Annotated in this window: 13 protein-coding genes; 6 read left to right on the top strand and 7 right to left on the bottom strand. The window is 71.1% G+C overall.

Features of this window, described 5'->3' with window-relative positions; genetic code table 11:
* Positions 1 to 21 precede the first annotated feature (21 nt).
* The 6 genes from F8S09_RS08565 (at position 22) to F8S09_RS08540 (ending at position 6,147) form a co-directional block, all read left to right on the top strand.
* Positions 22 to 1,719, top strand: coding sequence for a long-chain fatty acid--CoA ligase (locus tag F8S09_RS08565; RefSeq protein WP_152871088.1), 1,698 nt, complete (start codon positions 22 to 24; stop codon positions 1,717 to 1,719).
* A 25-nt stretch (positions 1,720 to 1,744) separates the two neighbouring features.
* A complete protein-coding gene (locus F8S09_RS08560) occupies positions 1,745 to 2,755 on the top strand; it encodes an alpha/beta hydrolase (RefSeq protein ID WP_152871087.1) in 1,011 nt (336 codons plus the stop codon).
* 55 nt (positions 2,756 to 2,810) lie between these two features.
* Positions 2,811 to 3,881 (top strand): peptidase C39 family protein, encoded by a 1,071-nt coding sequence (locus F8S09_RS08555; protein WP_152871086.1) that lies wholly within the window; start codon positions 2,811 to 2,813, stop codon positions 3,879 to 3,881.
* A gap of 3 nt (positions 3,882 to 3,884) precedes the next feature.
* Positions 3,885 to 4,715, top strand: coding sequence for a hypothetical protein (locus F8S09_RS08550; RefSeq protein WP_152871085.1), 831 nt, complete (start codon positions 3,885 to 3,887; stop codon positions 4,713 to 4,715).
* Positions 4,716 to 4,862: 147 nt separating this feature from the next.
* Positions 4,863 to 5,735 (top strand): alpha/beta fold hydrolase, encoded by an 873-nt coding sequence (locus F8S09_RS08545; protein ID WP_152871084.1) that lies wholly within the window; start codon positions 4,863 to 4,865, stop codon positions 5,733 to 5,735.
* Between the two features lie 25 nt (positions 5,736 to 5,760).
* Positions 5,761 to 6,147, top strand: coding sequence for a 2Fe-2S iron-sulfur cluster-binding protein (locus F8S09_RS08540; RefSeq protein WP_152871083.1), 387 nt, complete (start codon positions 5,761 to 5,763; stop codon positions 6,145 to 6,147).
* 16 nt (positions 6,148 to 6,163) lie between these two features.
* On the opposite strand, the gene F8S09_RS08535 is transcribed toward F8S09_RS08540, so the two are convergent.
* The 7 genes from F8S09_RS08535 to F8S09_RS08505 form a co-directional block, all read right to left on the bottom strand.
* On the bottom strand, positions 6,164 to 6,955 hold the full coding sequence (locus F8S09_RS08535; RefSeq protein WP_322618668.1) for a DUF421 domain-containing protein: 792 nt from the start codon (positions 6,953 to 6,955) through the stop codon (positions 6,164 to 6,166).
* Entirely contained in the window at positions 6,952 to 7,143 is a 192-nt protein-coding gene (locus tag F8S09_RS08530; protein WP_152871082.1) for a hypothetical protein, read from the bottom strand. The genes F8S09_RS08535 and F8S09_RS08530 overlap by 4 nt, the downstream gene beginning before the upstream one ends.
* A 36-nt stretch (positions 7,144 to 7,179) precedes the next feature.
* On the bottom strand, positions 7,180 to 8,211 hold the full coding sequence (gene mltG, locus F8S09_RS08525) for an endolytic transglycosylase MltG (protein ID WP_152871081.1): 1,032 nt from the start codon (positions 8,209 to 8,211) through the stop codon (positions 7,180 to 7,182).
* Entirely contained in the window at positions 8,208 to 9,200 is a 993-nt protein-coding gene (locus F8S09_RS08520) for a carbohydrate kinase family protein (RefSeq protein WP_152871080.1), read from the bottom strand. Before F8S09_RS08520 ends, mltG begins: the two co-directional genes overlap by 4 nt.
* A gap of 57 nt (positions 9,201 to 9,257) precedes the next feature.
* Entirely contained in the window at positions 9,258 to 9,893 is a 636-nt protein-coding gene (locus tag F8S09_RS08515; RefSeq protein ID WP_322618667.1) for a hypothetical protein, read from the bottom strand.
* Between the two features lie 52 nt (positions 9,894 to 9,945).
* Positions 9,946 to 11,355, bottom strand: coding sequence for an Asp-tRNA(Asn)/Glu-tRNA(Gln) amidotransferase subunit GatB (gene gatB / locus F8S09_RS08510; RefSeq protein ID WP_194165282.1), 1,410 nt, complete (start codon positions 11,353 to 11,355; stop codon positions 9,946 to 9,948).
* Between the two features lie 94 nt (positions 11,356 to 11,449).
* On the bottom strand, positions 11,450 to 11,944 hold the full coding sequence (locus F8S09_RS08505) for a hypothetical protein (protein WP_152871078.1): 495 nt from the start codon (positions 11,942 to 11,944) through the stop codon (positions 11,450 to 11,452).
* Positions 11,945 to 11,992 lie beyond the last annotated feature (48 nt).

Genomic DNA, 11,992 nt, shown 5'->3' with positions numbered 1-11,992 from the left:
ACCGCCCGCCGAGGAGGCCCTATGCAAGGCACCATGATGGACGTTCCCCTCACCATCCCCTTTATCCTGGAACGCGCCCGCACGATCTACGCGGGGCGCGAGGTCGTCAGCCTGCTGGTCGCCGGGCGCGACGAGGCCGGGCAACCCATCCCCCACAAGCACCGCACAACGTACGGGGCAGTGGCCGACCGGGCGCTGCGGCTGGGCACGGCGCTTCAGGAGCTGGGCCTGAATCCCGGCGACCGGGTGGCGACCCTGGCGGTGAACTCGTTCCGGCACCTGGAAGCGTACCTGGGCGTCCCCAGCGCGGGCTATGTGCTGCACACGGTCAATATCCGGCTGCACCCCGAGCAGATCGCCTGGATTCTCAACCACGCCGAAGACCGGGTGCTCCTGATTGAGAATGTCTTCGCGGCGATGATTCCAGCGCTGAAGGCCGCCTGCCCCCAGCTTGAGCACATCGTCGTGCTGGGGCCGCTGCCGCAGGCCATTCCTGGCGTGCTGGACTACGACACCTGGGTCATGGAGCACGCGCCGATGGGGCGTTACCCGCAGCTCGCGGAGACGGACGCCGCCGCCATGTGCTACACCTCTGGCACGACCGGGAACCCCAAGGGCGTGCTGTACACCCACCGCTCGACGGTGCTGCACTCGCTGGCGAGCGCCCCCAAGGACGCGCTGAACGTGGGCGAGCGCGACGTGGTGCTGCCCGTGGTGCCGATGTTCCACGTCAACGCCTGGGGCCTGCCGTACACCTGCGCGATGTACGGGGCGGCGCAGGTCTTCGGCGGGGTGTTCAGCGACGGGGCGACCCTGGCTCGGCTGATGCAAGACGAGCGCGTGACCATCACGGCGGGGGTGCCCACGATCTGGATGGGCCTGCTGGCCGAACTCGACCGGGCGAAGGCAGCGGGGCAGCCCTACGACCTCTCGGCCCTGGAGCGCCTGGTGGTGGGCGGCTCGGCGGCGCCCGAGAGCATGATCCGCGCCTTCGAGGAGCGGCATGACCTCAGTCTCGCGCACGCCTGGGGCATGACGGAAACGCATCCGCTGGGCACCGCCAGCATCGTGCCCGTCGGCATCGACGAGCGCAGCGACGAGGGCTACCGCCTGCGGGCCAAGCAGGGCCAGCCTGTGCCGCTGGTCTTTCTGGAAATCGTCTCGGAAGAGGGCGAGCCCCTCCCCCACGACGGCAAGACGATGGGCCGCCTGATCGCGCGGGGACCGTGGATCGCCAGCTCGTACTTCAAGGGCGAGGGCGAGAGCAGCTTCTTCGAGCGCGGCGGCGAGCTGTGGTTCGACACCGGGGACATCGCCACCCTCGACGAGCGTGGGTACATGCACATTCAGGACCGGGCCAAGGACCTGATCAAGTCGGGCGGCGAGTGGATCAGCAGCGTGGACCTGGAAAACGCGATCATGGCCCACCCCGCCGTCGCCCAGTGCGCTGTGATCGCCATGGACGACCCCAAGTGGGACGAGCGCCCGCTGGCGGTGGTCACCCTGCGGGGAGGCGAGCAGGTCACCCACGAGGAACTGCGCGACTTCCTGGCCCCGAAGTTCGCCAAGTGGTGGCTCCCCGACGCGACGGTCTTTGCCGAGAGTCTCCCTATCGGCGCGACGGGCAAGTTCCTCAAGCGCGAGTTGCGCGAGCAGTACCGGGGCTATCCCCACACCCACGAGACGCACCACACCAACCTCGCGGGCGAGGGAAGCTAAGGCCTAACCCCGTAGAATTTCCCCTATGGCCGTTTCGGTGCGGGGACAACAGGTGACCTTCGTTCCCCCGGCGGGTGCTGCGGCGCTCGTCGGGGATTTCACGGACTGGAAAAAACAGCCCGCCCTCCCGGTCGTGGGGGGGCAGCCCATCACGCTGACCTTGCCGCGCGGGGCGTGGGTGGAATACGCTTGGCTGGACGCGGAGGGCAAAGCCTTTCCTGACCCCGACAACGCGCAGCGGACGCTCAACCCGTGGTGGCCCTACCCCCGCGCCGCCGTGGTCGGGGAGTACGTGCGCCACGCCCTGTGGCAGCTTCCCGACGCGGCCCAGAAGGGCACCGCCCACCGCCTGACCTGGCCCGGCGAGGTGTTTCCCGGCACCCGCCGCGCCATCGTCTACACCCCGCACGGCCACGACCCCACTCGGCCCACGCCCGTCTACTACGTGCAGGACGGGGTGGCCTTCTACCGCACCGGGCGGCTGGGCGAAGTCATGGACCGGGCGGTGGAGGCGGGGCGGGCGACGGGCGCGGTGCTCGTCTTCGTGGAGCCAGGCGACCGCAGCGCGGAGTATTACCTCAACGACCGCTATCTGGATTTCCTGCGGCAGGAGGTGTTTCCCCGTGTGGAAGGCGAATACGCCACCGTCTCCGAACGGGGACTGTGGGGCGCGAGCCTCGGCGGACTGATCTCGCTGCATCTGGGGAGCGGGCACCCGGAGCTGTTCTCGCGGGTGGTCAGCCACTCCGGGGCCTTTATCGCCCGGCCCGGCGCGACCGACCCGGACGGCACCATCAACACGACCACGGCGGGTGAGTGGCTGCGCGAGCGGCTGGAGACGAATCCGCCCCGGCACCTGCGGGTCAGTCTGGACACCGGGGTGATGGAATGGCTCACCGCGCCGAATCGCCGCATGGCCGCCTCGCTCGCCGACCTCGGCGTCGAACACCAGTACCGCGAGTATCCCAGCGGCCACAACTGGGTCACGTGGCGCGACGCGCTGCCCGAGGCGTTCCTGTACATGCAGGGCACGTGACCTCCGCCCCCCGGCACTCACCCGCTTCCGCGCCCCAGACGGCACAATCGGCCCCATGCGTGCCCCCCTACTCGCGGCGCTGCTCCTCGCGGGCGGCGCGGAGGCCCTGACCATGACCCATCCGAACTCCACCACCGCCCTGCACGAGCGGGCGGCCGACTGGCAGGGGGCCACGCTCGCGGGCGTGGCGGTGCGTGGCGACGCCCTGACCCTGGCGCCGGGCAAGACCTCCGGCACCCTGACCAGCCTCCCCGTGAAGGTGCCCGCCTTCGACGAACTCGTGCCCTCGTGGAACGCGACCACGGCGGGGGGCGGCAGCATGACGGTGGAGGTGCGGACGCGGGGAGCGGGCGGCACCTGGAGCCGCTGGTTTTCCTTCGGGACGTGGCAGCGCTCGGAGGGCCGGACCTCCGTGAACGGGCAGCGCGACGCGGCGGGGCAGGTGCTGACCGACACCCTGCGCCTGAGCGCGAAGGCGGGCGCCTACCAGTACCGGGTTACCCTGCGCGGGGCAGGCACGGAAGTCCGGCTGGTCGGGATCAATACCAGCGACCGCGCCCGCCGCAGCGCGGGCCTGGGGCACCCCGGCGACCGGACGGCCTGGGGGAAGGTCGTGGACGTGCCCCGGCGCTCGCAGATGCTCTACCCGGACGGCGGCGAGGTGTGGTGCAGCCCGACGAGCGTCTCCATGATTCTGGCGAAACACGGGGTGGACGTGCCTGTGCCGCAGGCCGCGAAGGGCACCTTTGACCGGGCCTACGGCGGGACCGGGAACTGGGCCTTCAACGCGGCGTATGCGGGCGAGCAGGGCCTGCGGGCCTTTGTCACCCGGTTGCCCCACCTCGCGGCGGCCGAGCGGTACACGGCGGCGGGGGTGCCACTGGCCGTCAGCCTGGGCTGGAAGAAGGGCGAGTTGCCCGGAGCGCCCCTGAGTTACAGCGACGGGCACCTGATGGTGCTGGTGGGCTTCGACGCGGCGGGCAACCCGGTCCTGAACGACCCGGCGGCCCCCACCGACGCGGGCGTGCGCCGCACCTACCCCCGCGTCGCCTTCGAGCGGCTGTGGCTGGGGCACTCGGGCGGCTTGAGCTACGTGATTGCCCCGCCGGGACAGCGGCTGCCCTAGTCCATGCTCTTCCCCACCCGCTGCCCCGAGTGCGCCCGAGAGGTCCGCGCCGAGTTCGCCGACAGCGCGGTGCATGACCTGACCTGCCCGCACTGCGGGGCCGAATTCTGCGTGCTGGTCCGCAAGCACAAGTTCGAAGTGCTGTTCGACCTGGGCACGCGGGCGCTGATGGACGGCTACGCGCGGGAGGCGGTGGCGACCTTCGCGGCGGCGCTGGAGCGGTTTTTCGAGTTCTACGTGCGGGCGGCCGTGCTGGAGCGGATGGCGGACAGCGAGACGGACTTTGAGGGGGCGCTCGCGGCGCTGGACGGCACCTGGAAACATGTCTCGGCGCAGTCGGAGCGGCAACTGGGGATGTTCGCGCTGGCCTACCTGCTGCGCGAGGGCCGCGCCCCCGACTTCCTGACCCCGCAGGCCCTGGGCAGCGAATTTCGCAACCGGGTGGTGCACCGGGGAGCGCTGCCCCGCCGCGAGGAGGTGGAGGCCTACGCCGCCCGCGTCTTCGCGCTGATCGACCGCCTGCTCACCGAACTGGGCGAGGGGGCCGCGCACGCCGCGCTCGCGCAGGAGGCCGAGTTCGCCGCGCACCTCGCGCGGCTGCCGGGACACGTCACCGCCGTGTTCGAGGAGCACCCCGGCATGTTCCGTGCCCGGCGCTTCGGGGGCGACGTGCCCGGCAAGGCCGCCCCGGACAAGGCGGCGCCCGACTCCCCCCGCAACGACGCGCAGGCCTTCGCGCGGGCGCTGGCCGAGCGGGGGCCGGGGCTGGATCACCTGCTGCGGGAACATTTTCTCAAGGAACCCTTCCGCAAGGGAGGCGGGGACCGGTCCTGACAGATTCCGGTTGAACAGTTTTTGTAACTGTTCAACCTGAGCAGAGAAGGAACAAAGCGGTTGCCGTCCACTCCGTTCTCCCACCGGGAGGGCGCCGATGGGAGAACTCCTTTCCCGGCAACCGTATGAAGCCCCCTACACTGGGGCATGACCACTCCCGAGCTTGACCTCCGGCACCGCCACGTCGTCACCAACGGGGTGCGGCTGCATGTCGTGGAGGCTGGGCCGGAGGGGGGGCCACCCGTGGTCCTGCTGCACGGCTTTCCCGAGTTCTGGGAGAGTTGGACCCGGCAGATCGGTCCGCTTGCCCGCGCGGGCTTCCGGGTAATCGTGCCCGACCTGCGCGGCTACAACCTCAGCGAGAAGCCGCCCGGCGTGCGGGCTTACCGGGTGAGCCTCTTGCAGGAGGACGTGGCAGGCCTGATCCGGGCGCTGGGGTATGAGCGGGCGCGCGTGGTCGGGCACGACTGGGGCGGGATTATCGCGTGGGCGCTGGCACTGCGGCAGCCCGAGGTCGTGGAACGGCTGGTCATTCTCAACGCGCCGCACCCCGCCGCCTACCGCCGGGTGTTGAAAAAACCTGCCCAGTGGGCGCGGTCGTGGTACGTGCTGTTCTTCCAGCTCCCCTGGCTACCCGAGCGGGTGCTGCCGCGCTTCGGGCGCTGGGCGCTGCGCGGGACCAACCCGGCGGCCTATCTGCCGGAGGAACGGCGGCGCTACGAGGAAGCGTGGGCGCGGCCTGGGGCGGCCACCGCGATGATCAACTACTACCGGGCGATGGTGCGGCTGGGCGGCCTGGGGCGGGGGGGCGGCTCGGTCCCGTCCATCCACCTGCCCACCCTGGTGCTGTGGGGAGAAAAGGACGTGGCCTTGTTGCCGGAACTCGCCGACGGGCTGGAGGAGTGGGTGCCCGGCGTGCGGGTGGTGCGCCTTCCACGAGCGAGCCACTGGGTCATGCGCGACGAGCCGCTGCGGGTGAACAATCACCTGATCGGGTTCCTGTCCGGCTCAGTGTCTTGAATCGCTTTTCGTGCCATCCTCGGCCATGACGACGGAAACGGTGCAGATCAGGGTCGAGGGCTACGGCGAGGTCACGGCGCGGGCAGGCGAGCGGCTGGTGCTGGCACTGGAGCGCGGCGGGGTGGACATCCTGCACCGCTGCGGCGGCGTGGCCCGCTGCACGACCTGCCGGGTGAGCTTTCAGGAGGGAGAGCCGGACCTGATGACGGTGGCCGAGCACGACAAACTGACGGAAAAGGGGCTGCTGGGCCAGGCGCGGCTCTCCTGCCAGATCGAGTGCGCCGAGGGCATGGCCGTGACCCCGCTGCAAACGGCCCGGTCGAGCGGGCTGGAACCCGGCAAGGCCCCCGCCGAGCAGATCGAACCTGACCCCGAGTGGACCACCCGGCCCGGATCGTCCACGGAGGGCTGAGGCCGCCCAGCCCGGTCTACCCCGGCGCCGTGCCGGGGCCGCCCCCCAGCGGGCCACCCAGGCCCAGGCCGTGGTCTCCCCCATCGCGGCCGGACCCCTGTGGCCCACCCCCCAGCGGGTCGGCGGTCGCGTGGGTCCAGGCCACGCGACCGCACTGGGGACAGGGGGGCACCGGGCCGTCCACCGGGCACACCGCGCCGCAGTGGGTGCAGGCCAGGAGGCCCCGGCCGCCCTGCGTGACCGAGGGGGGCGTTTCCAGGTCCCAGGGGGGCACGATGGGCAGGCCCGGCGGGGCATCCTGCGCGTGCAGGAACACGCTGAGGTTGCCGTCCTGCTCGAAGTAGACCCGCTGTACCTCCCCGAGCTGCCGCACCCCGGCGACCCGCAGGCGCTCGAAGAGGTCCTCGCGGCTGAGGTTGGAGCGGTCGAGCGCCGCGTTGAACATCACCCCGTCGCGGACAAGCTCGACCGGGACGCCCTCGATGAAGGTCTCGACGCTCTCGTTCTTGATGACGAGCCAGGCGAGCAGCCGCTGCATGCCCACCACCAGCGCGATCACCAGCATCGCGTGGGCGAGCGGCACCTCCGGGTAGAACATCGGGTCGCCCGCCGCCGAGCCCAGCCCGATCACGATGGCGAACTCCAGCGGACTGAGCTGCGCCAGCCCCCGCTTGCCCATCAGCCGCAGCAGGAGCAGCAGCCACCCGAAGATCACGACCGTCCGCAGGGCGACTTCCAAGAAGAAGAGCGGTGAGAAGTCGCCCAGGAACATCCGCCCGAAGTCGAGCGGGACCATGTCGGCGCTCACGGGGCGGGCTCCGGCGGCGGGGCTTCGGCCTCGGTCAGCCCCAGCCCGGCGAGCACCTGTCCGCGCGTCCAGCCCACGGAGGCGGCGAGGTCTGCCAGGGCCACCTCGAACTCGGGCGAACCGGGGGGCAACGCCCGCAGCCGCGCCCACAGCGCGTTTCGCCGCTTCAGGAAGTCACGGTCGGGCATCTCGGGCCTCTTCCCCCCTTGTTCGGCGGCCCTGCCTCAGCGGTAGGTCGCGTTGTCGCGCAGGTGCTCGGCGTAGGTGTGGTTGACGTAGATCTTCCCGTCCGGCGCGTGCAGGAAATACAGGGCGTCGCGGCCGTCGGGCAGCTTGCGCTCGGCGTTCAGGACGCTCAGCAGGGCGGGCTGGCCGGGGTTGTTGATGGGGCCAGCGGGCAGGCCCTGACGCGTGTAGGTCGAGTAGGGCGTGTCCTTGGTAAAGTCCCCTGCCGAGCGGTCGAGTTCGGGGAGGTCCTTGCCCAGCCCGTAGGCCACGGTGGGGTCGCTGCCCAGCGCGATGCCGTCCCGCAGGCGGTTGAGAAAGACCCCGGCGATGACCGGCATCTCCGCGTTGTTGGCGGCCTCGGCCTGCACCATGCTGCCCAGAATCACCCAGTCGCGCACTGAGAGGCCCAGCGCCTTCGCCTTCTCCACGTTCTCCGGGGTGAATTCCTGCTCCATGCGCTCGACCATTTCCTTCACCGCGTCCACAGGCGTCTCTCCCACCCGGAACTCGTAGGTCGCCGGGAAGACGAAGCCTTCGAGGTTCTCCTGCTCGCCCCGCGCGTACTGGCTGAGCGAGGCGTCGTTCAGCGCCGCCTCGATGCCTGCCCGGTCAAAACCCGCCTTCTCGAAGACGGGGGGAATGTCGCGGATACGCCAGCCTTCGGGCACGGTCACGTTGACGGTGGGGATGCGGGCAGGTCCGGCGAGCTTCTCGGCGACCTGATAGACGGTCATGTCGCCCTTCAGGTCGTAAAGGCCCTCCTTGAGGCTGCCCGCCGTGCCGTTTTGCCGCATCACGAATCTGAGGGCGTCGGCGTTTTTCACGATGCCCTTGTCCTGCAACTCGCGGGCCACGGCGGGGAGGGTGTCGCCGGGCTCGACTTGCAGGGTGTAGGGGTTCCCCCCGGCAGGCTGGGTCAGGCCGCGCAGGTACACGAAGACCCCGGCGGCGGCGACCAGCAGCAGCACGACCAGCCCCAGCAGGAGCTTGACCCACAGGGCCATCCCGCCCCCCTGAAGCCGGGTCATGCGGGCACCCCATCCGCGCCGAACGGGGTCACGCCGTGCGCGGTCAGCCGCCGCCCCAGCTCCGCATCGGCGGGGGGCCGGGCACCGAAGCGCGAGACGACCCAGCCGCCCACCTCCACGGCGAGGCGGGCGGCGCGGGGGGCGTCCCCGTGCGCGAGCCAGCCTGCCAGGAACGCGCCCCCGAAGGCGTCGCCGGCTCCGGTCGCGTCCAGCGGGCGGTCCGTCGTGGCCGGGATATGCACGCGGGGCTGCTCCGGGCCTTCGATCAGGGCGCCCTCGTCGTCCATCTTCAGAACCACCAGGGCGCGGGGGTAGCGCTCCCGCAGGCAGGTCAGGGCCTGCCTCGGCTCGGCCTCGCCGGTCAGGGCACGGGCCTCGTCGGCGTTGGGGAAAATCACGTCGAAGGGGACCGCGTCGATGATCCCGAGGAAGGTCTCACGGCCAAGTTGCTGAATCATCTGAAAGCTCCCAGGGTCGAGGCTGAGGGTGGCGTCCCCCTCGCGGGCGAGGGCGGCGGCGGCCAGGGCCGCGGCGCGGGGCGGGTCACGAAAGAGGCTCCAGGCGGTGAGGTGCAGGTGCCGCGCCCCGCGCAGGGTCTCCCCCGGCAATTCTTCCGGGCGCAGTTCCCAGTCGGCGGCCCGCCCGGTCAGCATGGCCCGCTGGCCCCGCGCGTCGATCAGGGCGAGAATCACGCCGGTGGGGTGCTCGTCCGAGAGGATGACCTCGGCGCTGACGCCTTCCGAGCGCAACTCGTAGGCGGCGAGGTCCCCGAAGCGGTCGCGGCCCACCTTACCCACAAAGGTGGCGGGGTATCCGGCCCGGCGTGCCCATACCGCCAGATTCGCGGCCGAGCCGCCGCCGGAGAGTTCCAGGCGCCCGGTCGTGTCGCCGCCCGGCAGCAGCATCGTGTCCGGCTTGGCGAGCACGTCCCAGGCGAGGTCACCCAGCGACACCAGCGGGCGGAGCAGGGAAAAGGAGGGTTGGCTCATGCGTGCCTCGCAGCATACCGTTCCGGGGCCGCCGCGCTCTGCCCCCCGGTGCCCCCCCTACCCCCGTGGAAAGGGCGCCGTCAGCACCGCCTGCCGCGCCAGCAGGGTCGCAGCCACGTCCAGCGCCCCGCTCAGGCCGTAAACCCACAGGTCCACGTCGGCAGGAACGCTGCTGAAGCCCCGGATGGGCACCAGATTGAAGACCGCCATCGCCAGGCTGAGCGCCGCCGCCACATTGAGCCAGTCGGCCAGCCGCGCCCGCCGCCCCAGGTCGGCGGGTTCGGGCGCGAGGCGGGCCAGGGTACCGTACACCGCGTTGCCCGCGAGCACGGAGGCAGGCCACACGGACAGCAGGGCGGTCAGGGCGACCGGGTTGGCCTGCGGCGCCGCGCCCCCCAGCACCGACACCAGCGTCAGAAACCACAGCGCCAGCCGCAAGGACGTGAGCCAGGGAAACACCCCCCGCAGCGCCCGCAGAGTGCCGTCCTCGGGCGGCGTGCCCCACCCCGCCGTGAAGCGCCCCAGCACCGCCGTCCACAGGCCCAGCACCAGCGCGGCGAGCAGCGCCTCCGCCGCGTTCAGCCAGCCCAGCTCCGCGAGGCCCCCCCGCCACAGCAGGGAGGCGGCGAGGCCGACGAGCCCGGCGACCTGGACCCACAGGGCCGCGAGGGCGGGGGTGCGCCAGCGGGTCACGGGGCAGCTCCCGGCAAGGCGGCGCCCGGCGCTGGGGCCTGGGGACCCCTCCTCACAGTCCCAGCTTGGCCCGCAGCCGCTCGCGGACCACTTCGGGCTTGGCCTGGCCCCCGGTGGCCTTCATGACCGGGCCGAAGAGGGCATTCATCGCCTTGGCGTTCCCAGCGCGGACCTTCTCCACGGTGGCGGGGTCGGCCTGCATCGCGGCGTCGATGGCGGCGTCGATGGCCCCCGTATCCGTCACCACGGTCAGCCCGCGTTCCTGCACCAGCCGCTGCGGGTCGTGGCCGTCCAGCACGTCGGGCAGCAGGTCCTTGGCAATTTTGCCGCTGATGGTGCCCTCGTCAATCAGGCGCACGAGCGCCGCGAGGTGCGCGGGCTGAAGGGCTGAATCCGCGAGCGCCATTTCCCGCGCCGCCAGCAGCCCGGCCACGTCGCTCAGCAGCCAGTTGGCCAGCTTCTGCGGGTCGGCCCCCCCCGAAAGCGCCGCGTCGTAGAAGCGTGAGAGGGCCACGTCATGACTCAGCGTCTGCGCGTCGGCCTCGCGCACCCCCGCCGCGAGGTAGCGCTCCCGCTTGGCGGCGGGCAGCTCGGGCATCCGCGCCCGCACCCGCGCGATCCACTCCGGGGTGATGTCCAGGGGAGGCAGGTCAGGCTCGGGAAAGTAGCGGTAGTCGGCCTCGCCCTCCTTGGTCCGCATCACGAAGGTCCGGCCGCCGCCCTCGTCCCAGCCCAGGGTGTCTTGCGTCACCGTGCCGCCTGCGTCCAGCACCCGCGTCTGCCGCGCCGTTTCATAGGCGATGGCCCGCTCGACCGAGCGGAAGGAGTTGAGGTTCTTGACCTCCACCTTGGTGCCCCACGGTTCGCCGGGCCGGTGAACGCTGAGGTTCACGTCGCAGCGCATCTTGCCCTCCTCGGGCGTCGCGTCACTGACCCCGAGGGCCTGCGCGATGGCCTGCACACTTTCCAGAAAGGCGCGGGCCTGCTCGGGACCCGTCAGGTCGGCCTCGGTGACCATCTCGATCAGGGGCGACCCGGCGCGGTTGAGGTCGAGCAGGGAGTAGGGGGCGTAGGCGGGGTGCAGCAGCTTGCCCGCGTCGTCTTCGAGGTGGGCGCGTTTGATTCGCACCCGCTCGGTCCCCACGTCCAGATACCCGTCCCGCGCCACGGGGCGGTCGTACTGGGAGAGCTGAAAGTTCTTCGGCGAGTCGGGGTAGAAGTAATTCTTGCGGTGAAACTGGGTGAAGCCCGACACGTCGCAGTTCAGCGCGAGGCCGAACATCAGCGCGAGGTCCACTGCCTCGCGGTTGAGGGTGGGCAGGGTGCCGGGCAGCCCCAGGGTGAGGGGGTCCGCGAAGGTATTGGGGTCCGCCCCGTGGTAGTCGGCCGGGCAAGCGCTGAACAGTTTCGAGCGCGTCCGCAGTTGCAGGTGAACTTCCAGCCCGATAACGGCGCGGTACATGGGGGCGAGCATAGCGCGGGACCGCGTCCCGGACGCGCAAAGGAAAGGGCCACTCCCCACACGGGGCAGCGGCCCTGAACCCGCCCTCAGCCGCTCAGAGCCTGCGGCACTGGCCCTCGCGGTTGCCCTCCACGCGGTTGCTGCCCCCGGTGGGCGTGCGGGCGTTGTTCTCGCATTCCAGGTTGCCGTCCACGGTCACGCGGCTGACGCGCAGGGCGCCGCTGTTGCGTTCCAGCTCAATGTTGCCGTCCACACGGGTGTTTTCCACGGTCACGCCGCCGCCACGCTCGCCCTTGAGGTTGCCGTCCACCCGGCTACCCGTCACAGTGATCTGGCGAAAGCCGTCCTCGCCCTCGACGTTGCCGTCAATGGTGCTGTTGCGGATGGTGACGCTGCCGCCCCGTTCGACCTCCACATTGCCGTCCACCCGCACGTTGATCAGGGTGCAGGTGGCGCCCCGACGCACCTTCACGTCACCGTCCACGGTGCGGTTGCGGAGCGTGCCCGAGCAGGTCACGTCGTCGGCTCCCGCCGTGGGCAGCGCGATCAGGGGCAGCAGGGTCAGGGCCGCAAGCAGCATTCGTTTCATACCTCAAACCGTACCCTGGCCTCCCGCTCCGCTCTCTGGGAAGACGGT

It is taken from the genome of Deinococcus terrestris (assembly GCF_009377345.1).
Lineage (GTDB): Bacteria > Deinococcota > Deinococci > Deinococcales > Deinococcaceae > Deinococcus > Deinococcus terrestris.
The sequence above is the reverse complement of the archived record's forward strand: the minus strand, read 5'-3'. Positions and strand labels throughout refer to the sequence as shown.